Source organism: Paraburkholderia sp. D1E, from assembly GCF_052682275.1.
This window is the reverse complement of record NZ_JBQYMB010000001.1, coordinates 8,754,276-8,774,563: the sequence shown is the minus strand read 5'-3', so window position 1 is coordinate 8,774,563 and position 20,288 is coordinate 8,754,276. Positions and strand designations below refer to the sequence as shown.

General features: G+C 61.7%; 16 protein-coding genes and 1 pseudogene. 13 read left to right on the top strand and 4 right to left on the bottom strand.

The features are described 5' to 3' along the window. Positions 1 to 77 precede the first annotated feature (77 nt). Positions 78 to 1,355, bottom strand: coding sequence for an amino acid deaminase (locus ACUN0E_RS39420; protein ID WP_445570008.1), 1,278 nt, complete (start codon positions 1,353 to 1,355; stop codon positions 78 to 80). A 146-nt stretch (positions 1,356 to 1,501) separates the two neighbouring features. On the opposite strand from ACUN0E_RS39420, the pseudogene ACUN0E_RS39415 reads away from it, so the two are divergent. From ACUN0E_RS39415 to ACUN0E_RS39405, 3 genes and pseudogenes are all read left to right on the top strand, one after another. Then, positions 1,502 to 2,393, top strand: a pseudogene (locus tag ACUN0E_RS39415) (MurR/RpiR family transcriptional regulator). Between the two features lie 3 nt (positions 2,394 to 2,396). Next, complete coding sequence (locus ACUN0E_RS39410) at positions 2,397 to 3,878, top strand: N-acyl-D-amino-acid deacylase family protein (RefSeq protein ID WP_445570007.1); 1,482 nt, start codon at positions 2,397 to 2,399, stop codon at positions 3,876 to 3,878. A 69-nt stretch (positions 3,879 to 3,947) separates the two neighbouring features. Further along, complete coding sequence (locus tag ACUN0E_RS39405) at positions 3,948 to 4,334, top strand: RidA family protein (RefSeq protein WP_028200605.1); 387 nt, start codon at positions 3,948 to 3,950, stop codon at positions 4,332 to 4,334. Between the two features lie 850 nt (positions 4,335 to 5,184). Here ACUN0E_RS39405 and queF read toward each other — a convergent pair. From queF to ilvA, 3 genes are read right to left on the bottom strand one after another with little or no spacing between them, the layout of a single operon-like run. After that, positions 5,185 to 6,009, bottom strand: a complete 825-nt coding sequence (queF, locus tag ACUN0E_RS39400; RefSeq protein ID WP_445570006.1) for an NADPH-dependent 7-cyano-7-deazaguanine reductase QueF — start codon at positions 6,007 to 6,009, stop codon at positions 5,185 to 5,187. Beyond that, positions 6,006 to 6,908, bottom strand: coding sequence for a 5'-nucleotidase (locus tag ACUN0E_RS39395; protein ID WP_408242415.1), 903 nt, complete (start codon positions 6,906 to 6,908; stop codon positions 6,006 to 6,008). Before ACUN0E_RS39395 ends, queF begins: the two co-directional genes overlap by 4 nt. A gap of 23 nt (positions 6,909 to 6,931) precedes the next feature. Continuing rightward, positions 6,932 to 8,455 (bottom strand): threonine ammonia-lyase, biosynthetic, encoded by a 1,524-nt coding sequence (gene ilvA / locus ACUN0E_RS39390; protein ID WP_445570005.1) that lies wholly within the window; start codon positions 8,453 to 8,455, stop codon positions 6,932 to 6,934. A gap of 528 nt (positions 8,456 to 8,983) precedes the next feature. On the opposite strand from ilvA, the gene ACUN0E_RS39385 reads away from it, so the two are divergent. The 10 genes from ACUN0E_RS39385 to ACUN0E_RS39340 all read left to right on the top strand — a co-directional run bounded on the left by ACUN0E_RS39385 (position 8,984) and on the right by ACUN0E_RS39340 (position 20,245). Further along, complete coding sequence (locus ACUN0E_RS39385) at positions 8,984 to 13,078, top strand: DUF3683 domain-containing protein (RefSeq protein WP_445570004.1); 4,095 nt, start codon at positions 8,984 to 8,986, stop codon at positions 13,076 to 13,078. 34 nt (positions 13,079 to 13,112) lie between these two features. Next, entirely contained in the window at positions 13,113 to 13,541 is a 429-nt protein-coding gene (locus tag ACUN0E_RS39380) for an HIT family protein (protein WP_408333275.1), read from the top strand. 122 nt (positions 13,542 to 13,663) lie between these two features. After that, positions 13,664 to 14,077, top strand: coding sequence for a gamma-butyrobetaine hydroxylase-like domain-containing protein (locus ACUN0E_RS39375; RefSeq protein ID WP_408333272.1), 414 nt, complete (start codon positions 13,664 to 13,666; stop codon positions 14,075 to 14,077). A 67-nt stretch (positions 14,078 to 14,144) separates the two neighbouring features. Then, positions 14,145 to 14,876, top strand: a complete 732-nt coding sequence (ubiE, locus tag ACUN0E_RS39370; protein WP_153137354.1) for a bifunctional demethylmenaquinone methyltransferase/2-methoxy-6-polyprenyl-1,4-benzoquinol methylase UbiE — start codon at positions 14,145 to 14,147, stop codon at positions 14,874 to 14,876. A 38-nt stretch (positions 14,877 to 14,914) separates the two neighbouring features. Next, complete coding sequence (locus ACUN0E_RS39365) at positions 14,915 to 15,907, top strand: Tim44 domain-containing protein (protein ID WP_445570003.1); 993 nt, start codon at positions 14,915 to 14,917, stop codon at positions 15,905 to 15,907. Between the two features lie 153 nt (positions 15,908 to 16,060). Continuing rightward, the gene (locus tag ACUN0E_RS39360) at positions 16,061 to 16,705 is read left to right on the top strand and encodes a ubiquinone biosynthesis accessory factor UbiJ (RefSeq protein ID WP_445570002.1); all 645 of its coding nucleotides are present in this window, start codon (positions 16,061 to 16,063) and stop codon (positions 16,703 to 16,705) included. 15 nt (positions 16,706 to 16,720) lie between these two features. Next, positions 16,721 to 18,298 carry a ubiquinone biosynthesis regulatory protein kinase UbiB gene (gene ubiB, locus ACUN0E_RS39355; protein ID WP_445570001.1) on the top strand — a complete coding sequence of 526 codons (1,578 nt, stop codon included), beginning with the start codon at positions 16,721 to 16,723 and terminating at the stop codon, positions 18,296 to 18,298. Between the two features lie 29 nt (positions 18,299 to 18,327). Next, complete coding sequence (locus tag ACUN0E_RS39350) at positions 18,328 to 18,951, top strand: methyltransferase domain-containing protein (protein ID WP_445570000.1); 624 nt, start codon at positions 18,328 to 18,330, stop codon at positions 18,949 to 18,951. 178 nt (positions 18,952 to 19,129) lie between these two features. Next, positions 19,130 to 19,516: an FmdB family zinc ribbon protein gene (locus ACUN0E_RS39345; RefSeq protein WP_445569999.1), complete on the top strand. Its 387-nt coding sequence runs from the start codon at positions 19,130 to 19,132 to the stop codon at positions 19,514 to 19,516. 75 nt (positions 19,517 to 19,591) lie between these two features. Continuing rightward, complete coding sequence (locus tag ACUN0E_RS39340; protein WP_325045030.1) at positions 19,592 to 20,245, top strand: DUF502 domain-containing protein; 654 nt, start codon at positions 19,592 to 19,594, stop codon at positions 20,243 to 20,245. Positions 20,246 to 20,288: the final 43 nt, after the last annotated feature.

Here is a 20,288-nt window from a genome sequence, read left to right as displayed (position 1 = left end):
CTGCGGCCGGCGCCGATATTCTGAGAGTCATCAAACGGTGCGCCACCCATTAGGGAGGTGCGCCGTTCGCATCAAACTCAGAAGAACGTTTCGATCACTTCAGTGACGCGATACGACGGGTCGACCACCAACACCTGGCGCCACTTGTCGAATGTCAGGCAGGGATGCGAAATGTCGAACGCGATCATGTCACCCACTTTCAGGTCGGCGCCCGCGGGGATTCGTAGATACGCGTGCTGATCCATCAAGCCAAAAATCTCCCAGCCTTCGCTCGCGGCGATGTCGCGCGGTGCTTCGGTGCCCGGACGATAGTGGCGCGCCGGTTCCGGCATGCCTGCGTCGAAAGCGGAATCGCGTTTACCCAGGCCGATGATCGCGCGATCTGGCTCCGGAATCGACTGCACATACGCCCACAGTTGCAGCGCCGGCAACAGGCCTTCGCCCATTTTCTTCGCGACCGGATTGCGCGCGAAGATGTCTGTTTGAGCCTTGCGGTAGACGCCGACGTCATGCGTCAGATAGCAGCCGGGCCGCAGTACGACTTCGACCTTGCCGGTCTCCGAGGCCTTCACGAATTCTTCCGCGACCACGTCGTACCAGGCCGAGCCAGCGCCTGACAGAACGGCCGGTGTGCGGGCAAAACGTCCTTCATCGACCAGCGCGCGCGTCACGGCGACAGCGCTCTGGAGGAACTCGCGCACCTCGTGTTCTTCTTTCAGCACGCCTTCATACAACTCGACGCCCGCCAGCTTCAACACATCCGGATAGCGCGCGATCGCCTCGAGCACCGCGTTGCGCTGCGCTTCGTCGCGCACGCCGGCGCGGCCGCCCGGCACGCCGAGCTCGAGCAATACTTGCAGCGGCTTGCGTACCGACGTGAAAAACTCGCCCAACTGTTCGACGCCTTCGACAGAATCGACGAGGCAGAAGAATTCGAAATCGGGATCGCTCAGCAGCTCGGCGACCATCATCATGTTGTGGCGGCCAACCAGTTGGTTGGCCATCAGAATCCGCGAAACACCGCCGTGATATGCCGCGCGCACCTGATGCGCAGTGGCGAGCGTGATGCCCCATGCGCCGGTTTCGAGCTGACGGCGAAACAGCTGCGGCGCCATGGTGGTTTTGCCGTGCGGCGCGAGCTTGACGCCGTATTCCGCGACGAACGCCTGCATCCACTTCAAGTTGTGTTCCACACGATCGGCGTACAGCACGGCGGCGGGCAGACTCACGTCTTCGTTCAGCAGGTTCCACTCGAGGCGCGCGGCATCCGTGAGTTGGATGCTGGTGCCCGGAACCATGCCCAAGCCCTTGCTATAAGGATCAATCGTTGCGCCCTGATAGTTTGTAACTTTCATGTCTCCCTGCTCCATCGTCCAGTTAAATCGAATCAAAGTTGACTTTACTATGTTACCGAAAGTACGATGGTTGAAGAAATGTTATTTAGTACCACAGCTTGCCGGAGGCTTTTTGTAAGCCTTCGCGGGACACCCCACAGTCTGCAATGAACTCAACCGCCGAACCGCTGGCTTTCGATATTGTCGCGCGCATTGCTGAGTGTGCGCCGGAACTGCGTTCGGCCGAACGTAAGGTCGCGGCACTGATTCTCGACGATCTGACCGGCGCATCGCGGGCCAGCATCGGCGCGCTCGCCCAGCAGGCAGAGGTGAGCGTTGCGACCGTGACGCGCTTCGCCAAGGCGGTCGGTTGCCGCGACGTGCGGGAGCTCAAGTTGCGGCTCGCGCAGGCGGCTGCCGTCGGTCAGCGCTTCCTGCAAGCAGGCGGACCCACCGACGCACCCGAGCCCATCGCCACCCGCGTGTTCGACGAACTGCAGACCGCGCTTGCCCATAACCACCAGCTGCTGCGCCAGGCGCCTTTAGGCGAAGCGGCGGCCGCGTTGCGCGCCGCGCGAATGATCTATGTATTCGGCATGGGCGGCGGCTCGACCGCATTGGCAGACGAAATGCGCTTTCGGCTCGTGCGACTCGGCCGGCCGGTTGCGACCTATCAGGACGGCCTGCTACAGCGCATGGTGGCGAGCACCGTATCGCGCGAGTGCGTGGTGATCGCGCTGTCCACTACTGGGCGCGTGCCCGAGATGGTTGAGAACTGCAAGATCGCGCGCAGCTACGGGGCGACTGTGATTGCCCTGACCGCGCCCGCTTCGCCTTTAGCCAAACTGGCCGATTGGGTGATTCCGATCGTCGCCTTTGAAACCGATTTCATTTACAAGCCGTCGTCGTCACGCTACGCGATGATGATGGCGCTCGATGTGCCTCGTCACCGAACTTGCCGTCAGTCAGGGCGACGAGAGCCGGGAATTGCTGCGCCGCATGAAGCACGCGCTCGACGCGCATCGTGGCGGCGGCGATCGACAACCGTTAGGAGACTGATCCATGCATTCGCATCCCGAAGCCGCCGATACGCTGATCGTCGGCGCGCAACTGTACGACGGCACGGGCGCACCGCCGGTCGAACGCGACGTCGCGATTCGCGAGGGCCGCATCGCCGCGATCGGCAATCTGTCGAACTGGCTTGCCGAAGAGGTGATCGAAGCCAACGGTCGCGCACTGGCGCCGGGTTTCATCGACGTTCATACGCATGACGACACGCACGTGATCCGTTCGCCGCAAATGCTGCCGAAGATAACTCAGGGCGTGACGACGGTGATTGTCGGCAACTGCGGGATCAGCGCGTCGCCCGTTTCGTTGAAGGGCGATCCGCCTGATCCGATGAACCTGCTCGGCGAACGCGACGCGTTTCAGTACCCGACTTTTGCTGCGTACGTCGAAGCGGTGAATGCGGCGCGGCCCGCGGTGAATGTCGGCGCGCTGATTGGGCATACGGCGTTGCGCAGCAATCAGATGGACCGGCTTGATCGCGCGGCGAGCGCGAAGGAAATTGACGGAATGCGCGCGCAACTCGAAGAGGCGTTGTCGAACGGTGCATTGGGTTTGAGTTCGGGACTCGCGTACGGCTCCGCCTTTTCCGCACCGACTGAAGAAGTGATGGCGCTGGCCGAGCCGCTCGCCGCCGCGGGCGCGCTTTACACGACGCACATGCGTACCGAGTTCGACGCGATTCTCGACGCGATGGACGAAGCGTATCGGGTGGGCCGTCACGCGCATGTGCCGGTGGTGATTTCGCATCTGAAGTGCGCGGGGCCTTCGAACTGGGGGCGCAGTGAAGAGGTGCTGAAGTCGCTGGAAGGCGCGCGTCGTTTGCAGCCGATCGGTTGCGACTGCTATCCGTACAACCGCAGTTCGTCGACGCTCGATGTGAAGCAGGTAACGGGCGACATCGACATCACGATCACGTGGTCCGAGCCGCATCCCGAGATGGCGGGCAAGCTGATCAGGGAAATTGCCGCTGAGTGGGGCGTCACGCAGCAGGAGGCGGGCAAGCGTTTGCAGCCTGCGGGCGCGGTGTATCACAACATGTCCGAGGACGACGTACGGCGCATTCTGTCGCATCCCGCGACGATGGTCGGCTCAGATGGTTTGCCGAACGATCCGCTGCCGCATCCGCGGTTGTGGGGCGCGTTCCCGCGCGTGCTTGGCCACTACGCGCGCGATACGAAGTTGTTGCCGCTCGAAGAGGCCGTGCGCAAGATGACCAGCTTGTCGGCGCGCCGGTTTGGGTTGGTGCAGCGGGGCGAGGTGCATATCGGTTATCACGCGGATCTGGTGTTGTTCGACCCGGCCAAGGTGCGCGATGCGGCGACGTTCGAGAAGCCGCAGCAGCCTGCGGACGGCATCGACGCGGTGTGGGTGAATGGCGTGTTGTCTTATCGCGATGGAGCCGTGACCGGCGAGCGGGCAGGGCATTTTGTGGCGCGCGGCGCTGCGTCGAAAGGCGATGCGCACGGCGCGTTTTGATTCTGGTTTTCTGATCAATGTGGCATGTGTATTCGTTGGCGCGTGCCGGACTTTTTAAGGAGTTTGACGATGAAGCGATATGGTGTTGAAGGCGGCAAGGGTACGGGTGGTCAACATATGCCGTTTGCGCGAGCAGTCGAAGCGGATGGCTGGTTGTTCGTTTCCGGGCAGACGCCGATGGAAAACGGTGAAGTGATCAATGGTGGGATTGTTGAGCAATCGCACAAGGCGATTCAGAACGTGTTCGCTATTTTGAAGGAAGCAGGATATGGGGCGGAGCATGTTGTCCGCTGCGGTGTGTGGCTGGATGATCCGCGTGACTTCGCTTCTTTCAACAAGGTGTTTCGTGAGTACTTTGGCGAGAATCCGCCGGCTCGGGCTTGTGTGGTTTCTTCTATGGTGATTGATTGCCGGGTTGAGGTTGATTGCGTGGCGTATAAGAAGCCTTCGGCTTAATGTTTTTTGGTTCGCCGTAGGCGGTGGACGATTTTTTGCCTTCTGCGGCGCTATTTGTCTGTTTGCCTGCGGTGTTGAGCTTTGCCTGTGCGGCGTGCTTTGTTGGTGCGCTTATGGTTTTGGCCTTTCCTTGAATTGTTAGTGGTTTATTAGTGTTCGCCCCTGTGCGGGGCAGGCACTTACTTTCTTTGCCGCCGCAAAGAAAGATAAGCAAAGAAAGCGGCTCACACAGCTAATTCTTAAGCGGGTCCCCCGCGCAGTTGCGGTAGTGGCGCATCTGGAATCGGTGCTCTCGCACATTCGGCCGTGGTGACAAAGCGCTCATCAGCTCCCACTCCGCACTGCGTGCGTCGCGGATGGGCATGCATGGGAAGCCAGGGGCTTCGTTTGGGTGTAGTGGGGGCCATCGGCTTCGCCCCGGTGAGGCGCTGAATGAAGCGCGAGTGCGAAAACAGAGCAATCGGTTTTGAGAAAGTACGCGTCGGCGCGCGCAGCGCCGCCGGAAGTATGACGCCCTTGTCACTAACGTCGAATGTGCGAGGGCACCGATTCCAGATGTACCACTATGCCCTCCAAGCTAGGGGACCCGCTTATGCGCTAGCGGTTTGAGCTGCTTTCTTTTGCCTACTTGTCTTTGCAGCAGGCAAAGACAAGTAGGTGCCTGCCCCGCACAGGGGCGACGCTAATACACCAATAAGAATTCAAGGAAAGGCCAACGCAGCCAGATCAACGAAAGGCCAACCCCATAAAACCACAGACAAACAAGCGCCGCGCAGGCAAACACATCAAGCAAAACCCAACACCGCAGGCAAACAGAAAACCCCCACCGGCAGGCAAAAAAACCTCAACTTTATTGCCGCGCCAACCGCAAATTATCCGGCATCGGCAAATTGTAATTCGTCCGGAACGGATTAATATCCAGCCCGCCGCGCCGGGTATACCGCGCATAAACAGCAAGCTTCACCGGCCGGCAGGCCTTAAGAACATCAATAAAAATCTTCTCCACACACTGCTCATGAAACCCGGTGTGGTTCCGGTAGGAGATGATGTACCTCAGCAAGCCCGCATGATCGATCTGCGGCCCAACGTAATGAATTTGCACGGTGCCCCAGTCCGGCTGTCCGGTCACCGGACAATTCGACTTCAACAAGTTAGAGAACAAAGTCTCTTCAACAGGTGCTTCATCAAGCGCGGCCTTCAGCAATGAGGCGTCAGGCTGATAAACATCCGTATCCAGATCAAGCCGATCCAGCGACAAGCCTTCAAACTCTTCCATCTGCAGCTTGCCGAACTCATACGGTGCGGTCAGATGAACAGCAACAGCCGCGCCGCAAGAAGCGGAAACATCGCGCTTGATCGTGTCACCCACAATTTCCATCGACTCGAACGCCGTCTGCGCAAATGACCCAAGATAAAGCTTGAACGACTTCGATTCGACAATATTCGGCGAATCAGCCGGCACAAAGAATGTCGCCACTGCAATCTGCGGCTTGCCGCGCGCATTCAACCAGGAAAGCTCGTAAGCATTCCAGATGTCCGTGCCGAAAAACGGCAACTGCGCGCTAATCCCAATCGCCTCGCGCGCATTCTTCCGGGCAATCGGAAAGAGCAGCGAAGCGTCATATTGTTCGGTGTAAGCGGAAGGCTTGCCCAGCGGTGATTGTTCGGGTGTCATGATGCGTTCACGATGCCACTCAGCACGTGCCCCGTCGCCGTCACGACGCGGGCCGATTCGCAATGGCCAATTTGGTCGTCGAAGAAAAAGTCCGGCTCGAACTCGCGCAAAAACGCGCTCTTGTCGAGGCCGCCGAGGAACATCGCTTCGTCGATTTCGATGTTCCACGCCATTAATGTGCGGATCGCGCGCTCATGCGCCGGGGCGGAGCGCGCCGTCACCAAGGCCGTACGAATATGCATTGGTGCGGCTTCGTCCGCGAGTTTCTGCAGCCGGTGCAGCGCTTCGAGCAACGGCTTCAAAGGCCCATCCGCGAGCGGCAAATCCTTGTTGTGAATCTCATGGCCGACGAACGCACGCAAGCCATCTTTCTGGAACACGCGCTCGGCTTCGTCGGAAAACAGCACGGCGTCGCCGTCGAACGCGATCCGGATTTCGTCTGGATACTTGCTCGCCATTTTCGCCGATTCGGGCAAGACGCGCGCGGCCGGAAATCCGGCGGCCAATGCGTCGCGCACGTCATCCTGATTCGCGGACAAAAACAGCGAGGCGTTCAACGGCTTCAGATAGCCGAATGGCGGGCGCCCACGTGTAAACACACCACGCTCGATCGCCAGCCCATACTCCCTGCACGAGTGAAACGCACGCAAGCCGCTGATCGGATCGCTGCGCGACAGGATCACCACTTCGACTCGATGACCGCCGGCGTTCAACGCCAGCAGCTTGCGAATCAGCGGAAACGCCACGCCCGGTTTGGCGGGCACGGCCAGCCGCTCGCGCTGTAACGCTTCATACGCCCGCAGGTTGCCTTCCTCGTACACGCAGTTCTCTTCCTCGAAGTCGAACAGCGCGCGCGACGAGATTGCCACTACCAGTTTGTCGACAAGCGAAAGAGCCATCTGCGCGTTTCAGTCCAAAAAGATCAAGCAAGGAACAGGCGATAAACAGGATTCTGCGTTTCTTCCCAGTACGGATAACCCAGCGTCGTGAGAAAGCGCTCGAACCCGCTGTTCTCACTCTCCGGCACCTGAATGCCGACCAGAATCGAACTGTAGTCCGCGCCCTGGTTGCGGTAATGGAACAGGCTGATATTCCAGTTCGGCGCCATCGACGACAAAAACTTCATCAGCGCGCCCGGCCGCTCCGGAAACTCGAAACGGAACAGACGTTCGTCGTGGGCCAAAGGCGAGCGGCCGCCGACCATGTAGCGGATGTGCTGCTTCGAGAGTTCGTCGAAGGTCAGATCGACGGTGGCGAAGCCGTGCGCCTCGAATGCATCCGCGATCTGCGCCGATTCGCTGCGATTCCTGATCTGCACGCCGACAAAGATATGTGCTGAATTCGCGTCCGCAATCCGGTAGTTGAACTCGGTGACGCTGCGCGTGCCCACCAGTTCGCAGAATCGGCGGAAGCTGCCGCGCTCTTCAGGGATCGTCACGGCGAACACCGCCTCACGTGCTTCACCGACTTCCGCGCGCTCGGCCACGAAACGCATGCGGTCGAAGTTCATGTTCGCGCCGGACGTGATCGCGATCAGCGTCTGGTTCTCGATGCCTTCGCGCTCGGCATACTGCTTCGCGCCTGCGACGGCGAGCGAGCCGGCCGGCTCCAGCACGCTGCGGGTGTCCTGGAACACGTCCTTGATCGCGGCACATAGTGCATCCGTGTTCACGATCAGCACGTCGTCGAGATATTCGCGGCACAGGCGGAAGGTTTCTTCGCCGACCAGCTTGACTGCGGTGCCGTCCGAGAACAGGCCCACTTCATTTAACGTCACCCGTTCGCCGGCCTTCAGGGAGGCCGCCATCGCGCACGAATCATCGGTCTGCACGCCGATCACCTTGATCTCCGGGCGCACCGATTTCACGTACGCGGCGACCCCCGCGGCCAGGCCTCCGCCGCCGATCGGCACGAAGATCGCGTGGATCGGGCCCTGATGCTGGCTGAGAATCTCCATCGCAACGGTGCCCTGGCCCGCGATCACGTACGGATCGTCGAACGGGTGAACAAACGTAAGACCGCGTTCTTCCTGCAGCTTCACCGCATGTCCGTACGCGTCGCTATAGGACTCGCCGAACTGCACCACTTCGACCGTCGCGCCGCCATGCGCGCGTACCGCATCGACCTTCAACTGCGGCGTGGTCACTGGCACGACGATAATCGCCTTCACGCCCATGCGCGCCGCCGACAGCGCCACGCCCTGCGCGTGATTGCCCGCCGACGCGGTAATCACCCCCCGCTCCAGCGCGTCCGCCGGAATATGCGCCATCTTGTTGTACGCGCCGCGCACCTTGAACGAGAACACCGGCTGGTTATCCTCGCGCTTCAGATAAACCGGATTGCGTAGCCGTGCCGACAGATTCGGCGCGCGTTCGAGTTCGGTCTCGCGGGCCACGTCGTAGACGCGCGCGGTCAGGATTTTCTTCAGGTAGTCGTGGGAAGCCATGCGGGTGGCGCGGTGCGCTTTGTGAGACGGGAAAGGGTCAATGATAGCGCCAACGGTGCGCACTCTGGCCTTCAGCGAACCCTCGGCGACCGCCCCAACGCCCTCGGCAACGTGCTGCCCGACCGTTCGGTCGGAGAATTCTTCGCATGGGCTTGCGGGCGGTGTTCAACCCAAAAACGCTCAAAGTCCCGCAGCAGCCCCGATTTCACGCGTCAACGCGCGACTGGATCATGGGGTAGAATTCCATTTTGGAATAAGGATCGGAAGATGCACTGGCAGCCTCAGATCGCCCATTTGATGCCCGTCCCGCGTGAGTCTTGCCCCGCGGCGGAGCGTCACGTCCGCCAGCGGCACCTCCGCCACGCGCGATCGTGTAGCTGTCTCTGAGCGCCGTGAAGCGACTGATGTGGGTAGGCCGTCAGTTGCGCTTCGCTCCCCTAGAAGATTTCCAGCATTGCGCTCCACGCGCACCGTCCGCCGACGCCTCACCCATGAGCGCGCCCGGTTGACCCACAGAGTCGTCCGAACATGAACGCACCTCAAGTTTTCGATCCGCATGGGGCCGCCATTGCGGTGGCCGCCGATCCCGAAGCGCGTCTGCGCGAAATTCCCTATAACTACACGTCGTTTTCCGACCGCGAAATCGTTATCCGTCTGCTTGGCGACGAAGCCTGGGCGGCTTTGGCCGAACTGCGGGCGGAACGCCGCACCGGCCGCTCGGCGCGGATGCTATATGAAGTGCTCGGCGACATCTGGGTCGTGCGCCGCAATCCTTACCTGCAAGACGACCTGCTCGACAATCCGAAGCGCCGCGCGCTGCTGATCGAGGCGCTGCACCACCGTCTGACCGAGATCGAAAAGCGCCGCCGCGCCGATCTGGTCGAGCACGGCGATGAAGCAGGTGTCGATCGGGCTGCCCGCGTCGAAACGCTGGTTGCGGCTGCACGCCGGGCTGTCGACGATTTCGAAAGCGAATTCCAGAAGACCTTCGATCTGCGCCGCCGCGCGAACAAGGTGCTGGGCCGCGTCACGGAAAAAGACAACATCAAGTTCGACGGCTTGTCCCGCGTCTCGCATGTGACCGACGCGACCGACTGGCGCGTCGAGTACCCGTTCGTCGTGCTGACGCCGGATACCGAAGCCGAGATCGCCGGCATGATCAAGGCGTGCTTCGAGCTCGGTCTGACCGTGATTCCGCGCGGAGGCGGCACGGGCTACACGGGCGGCGCGGTGCCGCTCACGCCGTTCTCGGCCGTCATCAATACTGAGAAGCTCGAACAGCTGGGCGCGGTCGAGATGACCGAACTGCCGGGCGTCGAGCGCAAGGTGGCGACGATTTTCTCCGGCGCGGGCGTGGTCACACGCCGCGTGACCGAAGCGGCCGAGCAGGCCGGCTTCGTGTTCGCCGTCGATCCGACTTCGCTGGATGCGTCCTGCGTTGGCGGCAATGTCGCGATGAACGCGGGCGGCAAGAAGGCGGTGCTGTGGGGCACGGCGCTCGACAACCTCGCCTGGTGGCGCATGGTCGACCCGGAAGGGAACTGGCTCGAAGTCACGCGTCTGGACCACAACCTCGGCAAGATTCACGACATCGAACTCGCGCGTTTCGAACTGAAGTGGTTCGACGGCAGATATGCTCCGGGCGAAAAGCTGTTGCGCACGGAAGCGCTCGACATCAAGGGTCGCGTGTTCCGCAAGGAAGGGCTGGGCAAGGACGTCACGGACAAATTCCTGGCCGGCTTGCCGGGCGTGCAGAAGGAAGGCTGCGACGGCCTGATCACGTCGGCGCGCTGGGTGCTGCACAAGATGCCGGCGCATACGCGCACGGTCTGCCTCGAGTTCTTCGGCCAGGCGCGCGAAGCGATTCCGAGCATTGTCGAGATCAAGGATTACCTGTTCGAAACGTCGAAGCAGGGCGGCGCGATTCTCGCCGGGCTCGAGCATCTGGACGAGCGCTATCTGCGCGCGGTCGGTTATGCGACCAAGAGCAAGCGCAACGTGTTTCCGAAGATGGTGCTGATCGGCGACATCGTCGGCGACGATGCGGATGCGGTGGCACAAGCCACCTCGGAAGTCGTGCGCATGGCCAACGGCAAGAGCGGCGAAGGCTTCGTCGCGGTCAACGCCGAAGCGCGCAAGCGTTTCTGGCTCGACCGCAGCCGTACCGCGGCGATTGCTAAGCACACCAACGCGTTCAAGATCAACGAAGACGTGGTGATCCCGCTCGACCGGATGGGCGAGTACACCGACGGTATCGAACGCATCAATATCGAACTGTCGATCAAGAACAAGCTGCAGCTGGTCGACGCGCTCGAAGCGTTCTTCAAGGGCGGCAAGCTGCCGCTCGGCAAGAGCGACGACGCCAATGAAATCCCGAGCGCAGAGTTGCTCGAAGATCGCGTGCAACAGGCGCTCGATCTGCTGAAGAGAGTGCGTACGCGCTGGGAATTCCTGCGCGACAAGCTCGATCTGTCCTTGCGCGAGGCGCAGCACTATCTGGTCGGCCTTGGCTACGAAGGGCTGGCGGAGAAGTTCGCCGATCGCGTCGACGCACAGCCGGATGCGACCGTGTTCCATATCACGCAGGACCGTACGGTGCGCGTGTCGTGGAAGGCGGAGATCCGGGCTGAGTTGCGTCAGATCTTCAATGGCGGCGAATTCAAGCCGATCCTCGAAGAAGCCCAGGCGATCCACAAGAAGGTGCTGCGTGGCCGCGTGTTCGTCGCGCTGCACATGCACGCGGGCGACGGCAACGTCCACACGAACCTGCCGGTCAACTCCGATAACTACGAGATGCTGCAGGACGCCCACACAGCGGTCGCGCGCATCATGAAACTGGCGCGTTCGCTCGACGGCGTGATCTCCGGCGAGCACGGCATCGGTATCACCAAGCTCGAATTCCTGACGGAAGACGAAATCGGCGAATTCCGCGCGTACAAGCAGCGCGTCGATCCGCATGGCCGCTTCAATGCGGGCAAGCTGCTCGCCGGCGCCGATCTGCGTAACGCGTACACGCCGAGCTTCGGCCTGATGGGTTACGAATCGCTGATCATGCAGCAGTCCGACATTGGCGCAATTTCCGAGTCGATCAAGGACTGCTTGCGTTGCGGCAAGTGCAAGCCGGTGTGCGCGACCCACGTGCCGCGCGCGAACCTGCTGTACAGCCCGCGCAACAAGATTCTCGCTACCTCTTTGCTGGTCGAGGCGTTCCTGTACGAAGAGCAGACTCGCCGCGGCGTGTCGATCAAGCACTGGGACGAGTTTAACGACGTCGCCGATCACTGCACGGTCTGTCACAAATGCGTGACGCCGTGTCCGGTGAAGATCGACTTCGGCGACGTGACGATGAACATGCGCAACCTGCTGCGCAAGATGGGCAAGAAGAAGTTCAATCCGGGCAACGCGGCCGGCATGTTCTTCCTCAATGCCACCAATCCGCAGACCATCAACCTCGCGCGCACTGCGATGATGGGCATCGGCTACAAGGCGCAGCGCTTCGGCAACGACGTGCTGAAGAAGTTCGCGAAGAAGCAGACGGCGCACCCGCCGGCAACCGTCGGCAAGCCGAAGGTCACGCAGCAGGTGATCCACTTCATGAACAAGAAGATGCCGGGCAATCTGCCGAAGAAAACGGCGCGCGCGTTGCTGGACATCGAGGACAACAAGATTGTCCCGATCATCCGCAACCCGAAGACGACCACCGCCGATACGGAAGCGGTGTTCTACTTCCCGGGCTGCGGCTCGGAGCGGCTGTTCTCGCAGGTGGGTCTGGCTACGCAAGCCATGCTGTGGGAAGCCGGCGTACAAACCGTGCTGCCGCCGGGTTACCTGTGTTGCGGCTACCCGCAACGCGGTTCGGGCCAGTTCGACAAGGCTGAGCAGATCGTCACGGATAACCGCGTGCTGTTCCACCGCGTCGCGAATACGCTGAATTATCTCGACATCAAGACGGTGGTGGTGTCGTGCGGCACGTGTTATGACCAGCTTGCCGGCTATGAATTCGAGAAGATCTTCCCAGGTTGCCGGATTATCGACATTCACGAATTTCTGCTCGAGAAAGGCATCAAGCTCGAAGGCGTGAACGGCGTGCGCTACATGTACCACGACCCGTGTCACTCCCCGATCAAGACGATGGATCCGGTCAAACTCGTCAATCAGTTGATGGGGTCGGAGAACGACGGCTACAAGATCGAGAAGAACGATCGCTGCTGTGGCGAATCCGGCACACTCGCGGTGACGCGTCCCGACATCTCGACGCAGGTTCGCTTCCGCAAGGAAGAGGAAATGCGCAAGGGCGCCGCAAAGCTCCGCGGCATTCCTTTGGTGGCTGAGGCGGGCGCAAATGGGATCAACGAGGCCAATGCATCGGCCGGCGCGGCGGGTGCGCCGGACGGCTCCGTGCTCAAGGCGGGCAACGGGCCGCAACCGAACGGCGTGACCGAGGTGAAGATTCTGACGAGCTGCCCGTCCTGCCTGCAAGGTCTGTCGCGCTACAACGAAGACTCGGGCACCGAGGCGGACTACATCGTCGTCGAAATGGCACGTCATGTGCTGGGTGAGGACTGGATGGCGGACTACGTCCAGCGGGCGAACAATGGCGGAATCGAGCGCGTGCTGGTTTAATGGCACGACTGACGATTTTTGCCTGAGGACGACGATGGACTGCGTTTTTTGCCTTGAAGATGGCGGCGACGTGCTGTGGCAGGACGACACCCTGCGTGTCGTCCTCGCCGACGAACACGATTACCCGGGCTTTTGCCGGGTGATCTGGAACAAGCATGTCGCCGAGTTTTCCGATCTCGCCGGAACCGAGCGCGATCGCGTGATGCAGGCCGTGTACGCGGTCGAGCGTGCGATCCGGCGCATTCTTCAGCCGGTGAAGGTCAACCTGGCGAGCCTCGGCAACCAGGTGCCGCACGTGCACTGGCATGTGATTCCGCGGTTTTCGAACGACGCTCATTTTCCGCTGCCAGTCTGGGCACCGCGCCAACGCACGGTGTCCGAAGCATTGCTGTCGTCGCGCCGCGCGCAAGCCACTTTGCTGCGCGAGGCAGTGCGACAGGAAATCGAACAGGCTCTTGGCTGAGCATCCCCGAACCTGCCGCTTTGCGCCGGGCTCCCCGAGTGGGCCAGTCCCCCAATCCCCCAAGGGGACGTCTTGCGGGGCGGACAACCTGGCGCGGCCCGGTGTTTTCTTATGAGGTCATCATGGCTGGACTGACTCCCGATACTCCGGTGCCGACCGGCATGGTCGTGCATTCCAAATCGCGCGTACTCGAATTGCAATACGCAAACGGCGAAACGTATCGCTTGCCGTTCGAACTGCTGCGCGTGTATTCGCCGTCAGCCGAAGTGATGGGCCACGGGCCCGGCCAGGAGACGCTGCAAACCGGTAAACGCGACGTCACGATCACGATGATCGAAGGCGTTGGCAACTACGCGGTGCAGCCAACTTTCTCCGACGGGCACGCCACCGGCATCTATTCCTGGGACCTGCTGCACGACATGGCCACCCGTCAGGATGAACTCTGGCGCGACTATCTCGCCAAACTGGCAGCGGCCGGCGTCGACCGCGATGCGGCAATGGCGCCAGCCGGCGCTGCGCACGGGCACTGTCACTGATACGATTCGCCCTGATCGCCGCACTGATGCGGCGCAACATTTCAGAATACGCGAAAGGACGAGCGCGATGAGCAAAACCCACTTCGGCTTTCAATCGGTCGACGAACAGGAAAAAGCACAAAAGGTGGCCGGTGTATTCCACTCGGTCGCCTCCAACTACGACCTGATGAACGACCTGATGTCGGGCGGGCTGCACCGGGCATGGAAGATGTTCACGATCGCCCAGGCCAACGTCCGGCCGGGCTTCAAGGTGCTCGATATTGCGGGGGGCACGGGCGATCTGTCGAAAGCGTTCGCCAAACAGGCGGGCGAAACCGGCGAAGTCTGGCACACCGACATCAACGAATCGATGCTGCGCGTGGGCCGTGACCGCCTGCTGGACAAGGGCGTGATCACACCGGCGCTGCTCTGCGACGCCGAAAAGATCCCCTTCCCGGACAATTACTTCGACGTGGTCACCGTGGCATTCGGTTTGCGCAACATGACACACAAGGATGTGGCGCTGGCCGAAATGCGTCGCGTGTTGAAACCGGCCGGCCGTCTGCTGGTGCTGGAGTTCTCGAAGGTGTGGGATCCGCTTAAAAAGGTCTACGACGTCTATTCGTTCAAGGTGCTGCCGTGGCTCGGCGACCGGTTTGCGAAGGACGCGGAGAGCTACCGCTACCTGGCGGAATCGATCCGGATGCATCCGGATCAGGAAACTTTAAAAACAATGATGGAACAAGCGGGCCTGGACGGCGTCAAATATTACAATTTGTCAGCTGGCGTGGTAGCTTTACATGTGGGGACCAAATACTAGGGTTCCTAACCCATCGTTTTTTAAAGGAAAGTACGAAAATGTCCGATTCAGGTGCGTTATCTCCCCGTAAGGTTAAGCGGTCGTTGGTGAGAAGAATCGGACTGATCGCGATGGTCGGTCTGATCATGGCCGGCTCTCTCGCCTCGCTCGATGCGGAAGCCCGTCGCATGGGCGGTGGCCGTAGTCTTGGCCGTCAGTCGAACACGGTTCAGCAGCAGTCGACCCCGTCGCAACCTTCCCAAAGCAATCAGGCGATGCAGCAGCGTGCGCAGCCTGCTCCGGCGCCTACGCCGACTCCGGCCGCCGCGCCTAACCGCTCGCGCTGGCTTGGGCCGATCGCCGGTCTGGCGGCCGGTCTCGGTATCGCCGCATTGCTGTCGCATTTCGGTCTGGGCGGCGCGTTTGCCGGCGCTATGGCCAATATCATCGTGATCGCGGTCATTGCAATGATCGGCATCTGGCTGATCCGGCGCTTCATGGGCCGCAAGCGTGACGCGGCGCACCCGGCGTACGCAGGTGGCTCGCCGTCGCTGAATGCAGGCGGTACCGGCTACACGCAGGAACCGCGTTACACCGCTCCGCCCACTGGCTCATACCTCGAACCGCAAGGCAACCCGCTCACCACGCCGTCCATCAACACCGCCCCGGCAGTGCCGGCCGGCTTTGATTCGGAAGCGTTCCTGCGTAACGCCAAGGTGTACTTCGTGCGTCTGCAAGCCGCATGGGACGTCGGCAACACGGAAGACATCCGTGAATTCACTACGCCGGAAATGTTCGCCGAAGTGAAGGTCGATCTCTCGTCGCGCGGTGCCGAGTCGAATCAGACCGACGTGGTGCAGTTGAACGCGGAATTGCTGGGCGTTGAAGAACGTGCGACCGAATACTTCGCCAGCGTGCGGTTCTCGGGATTGATCCGCGAATCGGCGGGTGCAGCGGCGGAGCCGTTCGTCGAGGTCTGGAACCTGTCGAAGTCGAACCGGCCTGGCGAAGGCTGGCTGCTGGCCGGTATTCAGCAGGTGGCGCAGCACTGAGGCAGTAGCGGGACAGCGCGGAGGTAGCATGGCTCGCCCTGATTTCGCGCAGAACGTTGGCCGTTCGGCATAGCAGGCCGCGAAGCGAACGGACGTTACAATAGGAACCCGCGCGGGCACCTCGCCTGCGCGGGTTTTTTCTTGCCACTTTCAATGACCCTTGCCGCCAAGCCCTTCGCTGCTGCTGTCAATCATCTGCTCGCCCGCGAATCGTGGGCTCGTGAGCGCCTCGCCCCCTACGCGGGCAAGACCGCCAGACTGTCCTGTCCGCCTGTCGTGCTGATGTTGCTGGTGCAACCGGACGGCTACCTGGGCGCGGTCGAAGAAACCGATGCGCAGCAGTTCGATGTGGCCATCTCGGTGCCGTCCGACGCGCTGCCGGCCTTCGTGCAAGGCGGCCAGGCCGCCGTGATGAAACACGTGAAGATCGAAGGCGACGCCGAATTTGCGACTGTGATCGCCAAGCTCGCCGAGCATCTGCGCTGGGAGCCGGAAGAGGATCTGGCGAAGCTGATCGGCGACGGTCCGGCGTGGCGGGTGGCGTCGGTCGTGCGCACGGTCGGCGAACATGCGCGGCGTACCGGGCGCAATCTGCTCGACACAGCCGCCGAATACCTGCTCGATGAAAATCCGCAACTGGTGCGGCGTGCCGCGCTGGAGGACTTCAACGTCGAACTGGCGCGCGCCCGCGATGCTTTGGCGCGCGTGGAAAAGCGCATCGAGCGTCTTGAACAGAAGGTCGAAGCCCGCGGCGCCGATGCGCCGGGCGGCGCCGCCACGTCGCGCGGCACGCGCTAGTCATCGGGCACAACTATGCGTCTTCTGCGTTTCCTCAAGATTTTCTTCACGGTCATCCGCTTCGGTCTCGATGAGATGATGCTCAGCCGCGTCAACGATCGGCGCGTGCGTCTGCTGCTGCGTATCACTACGATCGGCCGCAAGTTCGACGCGCCTCCGGGCGTGCGCTTGCGGCTCGCGCTCGAAAGCCTTGGGCCGATCTTCGTCAAGTTCGGCCAGGTGTTGTCCACGCGGCGCGATCTGCTGCCGGTGGATATCGCAAACGAACTGGCCAAGTTGCAGGATCAGGTCCCGCCGTTCGATTCGGCGGTGGCGATCGGGCTGGTCGAGAAGTCGCTCGGCGCGCCGGTCGACGTGCTGTTCGACGATTTCGAGCGGGTGCCGGTGGCGAGTGCATCGATCGCACAGGTGCACTTTGCGAAGGTGAAAGCAGGGCAGCACGCGGGCAAGGCTGTCGCCGTCAAGGTGTTGCGACCGAACATGTTGCCGGTGATCGACTCCGACCTGGCCTTGCTGCGCGACATCGCCGTATGGGCCGAGCGCCTGTGGGCCGACGGCAAGCGCCTCAAGCCGCGCGAAGTGGTTGCCGAATTCGACAAATACCTGCACGACGAACTCGATCTGATGCGCGAGGCGGCCAACGGCAGCCAGTTGCGCCGCAACTTCGCCGGGCTCGATCTGTTGCTGGTGCCGGAAATGTACTGGGAGTTCTGCACGCCCACGGTGCTGGTCATGGAGCGCATGGTTGGCGTGCCGATCAGCCAGGTGGAGACACTGCGCGCGGCCGGCGTCGATATTCCGAAGCTGGCGCGCGAAGGCGTCGAGATTTTCTTCACCCAGGTGTTCCGCGATGGTTTTTTCCACGCCGACATGCACCCGGGCAACATTCAGGTGAGCCTCGACCCGGCGCACTTCGGCCGCTATATCGCGCTCGATTTCGGCATCATCGGCGCACTGTCGGACTTCGATAAGAACTACCTTGCCCAGAACTTCCTCGCTTTCTTCAAGCGTGACTACCATCGCGTCGCCACGCTGCATCTGGAGTCGGGCTGGGTACCGCCTACTACGCGGGTCGAAGAACTGGAAAGTGCGATCCGCGCCGTTTGCGAGCCTTACTTCGACCGCGCGTTGAAGGATATTTCGCTCGGTCAGGTGTTGATGCGCCTCTTTTCGACCTCGCGCCGCTTCAACGTGGAAATCCAGCCGCAACTGGTATTGCTGCAAAAAACCATGCTGAACGTGGAAGGGCTCGGCCGCTCACTGGATCCTGAGCTGGACTTGTGGAAGACGGCCAAGCCCTACCTCGAACGCTGGATGAACGAACAGATCGGTCTGCGCGGCTGGTACGAGCGGCTCAAGATCGAGGCGCCGCAGTGGAGCAAGACGCTGCCGCAGTTGCCGCGCCTGATCCACCATGTACTGGCCGGACGCCACGACAATACGCGCGGCGCGAATGACGACATGATTCGCCAGATTCTGCTCGAGCAAAAGCGTACCAACCGTTTGTTGCAGGGCTTGCTGCTGTTCGGTGTGGCGGTCGGCGTCGGCGCGGTGCTGGCGCGGGCGTTTCTGGCGTTCGCCTACGGCGGCTGATTCCGATCCTGATCCACACGAGGCATTCCATGAGCGACCCGAACCTGCCTTCTGCGCCCGATTTCGCGACCCGCGACCCCGACTCGCCGGCATTCTGGGACGAGCGCTTCGAGCGCCATTTCACGCCGTGGGATCAGGCGGGCGTGCCGTCGGCGTTCCAGTCGTTCGCCGCGCGGCATCGCGACGCTGCGGTACTGATTCCGGGCTGCGGCAGTGCCTACGAAGCGCTATGGCTAGCGCAGCAAGGCAATCCAGTCCGGGCAATCGATTTCTCGCCGGCCGCCGTAGCGGCGGCGCGCGCGCAATTGGGCGCGCAGCATGCGCGGCTGGTCGAGCAGGCTGACTTCTTCACTTACGGACCGCCGTTCACGCCGGCATGGATCTACGAGCGCGCGTTCCTTTGCGCGCTGCCGCTGGCGCGCCGTGCAGACTACGCGCAACGGATGGCCGGGTTGTTGCCGGCTGGCGCGTTGCTGGCGGGTTTCTATTTCATCGGCGCGACGCCGAAAGGGCCGCCGTTCGGTATCGAGCGTGCCGAACTCGATGCGTTGCTTACGCCGTATTTCGATCTGATCGAAGACGAAGCGGTAGGCGATTCCATTACCGTCTTTGTTGGACGTGAGCGCTGGCTGACCTGGCGCCGTCGTGATTGAAGACGGCACCGCACCCGGCGGTGGTGCGAGCCATACTTGATTCGAGTGCAACCGCCCCCATTTAGGTGGACGGCGGCTGCGCCCGGCGCTTGTCCCCGAAATCCGGGGAAGGGGTGTCGTTTGCGGCTATAATTCAAGGCTTTGCAAGCGTTTACAAGATTTCAGTAGGGAAAAGATCATGCCGATCTACGCTTATCGTTGCGAGTCATGCGGTTTCGGGAAGGACGTGCTTCAGAAGATGAGCGACCCCCAGTTGACGCAATGTCCCGAGTGCGGGAAAGACACATTTCGCAAGCAGGTGACTGCAGCCGGTTTCCAGTTGAAGGGATCCGGCTGGTATGTCACCGATTTTCGCAGCGGTAACGCTGGCGCGGGCGCGCCGGCCAAGCCCGACGCGAACGGCGGCTCGAATGCGAATTCGGGCGAAACCGCCGCAGCCGGGAATGACGGCGCAGCGAAATCCGACACGGCTTCGGCCAACGGTACGGCCGCCGCCGCTTCATCGGGCGCGGCCGCAACGCCTGCTGCCGCACCGGCGAGTTCGAGCGGTCCCGGCAGCACCTAGTGGGACTGCCGCCCTCAGGGGCGGCGCACACGCCGCGCGGCGGATATCGGCTCGCGCGGCTTTCTGGCGGTACACATGACGACGAAAAAAACGACGCTCAAATCGGTGTTCCTGACTGGCCTGCTGGTGCTGGTGCCTCTGGCTATCACCCTGTGGGTGCTCGGCCTGATCATCGGAACGATGGACCAGACGCTGTTGCTGCTGCCTACCTCATGGCAGCCGGAGCGCGCGCTCGGCTTCCGTTTGCCGGGCCTCGGCGCGGTGCTGACATTGGCGTTCATCTTTGTCGTCGGGCTGTTGACGCAAAACTTCATCGGCCAGAAGCTCGTGAAGTGGTGGGAAGTCGTGGTTGCTCACATTCCGGTGGTCGGCCCGATCTACACCAGCGTGAAGCAGGTGTCGGACACCTTGTTGTCGAGCAGCGGCAATGCGTTTCGCAAGGCGCTGCTGATCGAGTACCCGCGCCGCGGTTCCTATACGATTGCGTTTCTGACCGGCATTCCGGGTGGTGACGTGGTCAACCACCTGAAAGAAGATCACGTCAGCGTGTATGTGCCGACTACGCCGAACCCAACGTCCGGCTTCTTCCTGATGGTGCCCAGGAGCGAAGTGATCGAACTCGACATGACCGTCGACGCCGCGCTCAAGTACATCGTCTCGATGGGCGTCGTGGCGCCGTCCGCGCCTCCGGCGCCGGTGCGCCGCACGACAGTCGAGCCTCCGCTGTAATGCCGGTGCGCAGTGTTTCACTGCAGCGCGCCGCTCAACCAAT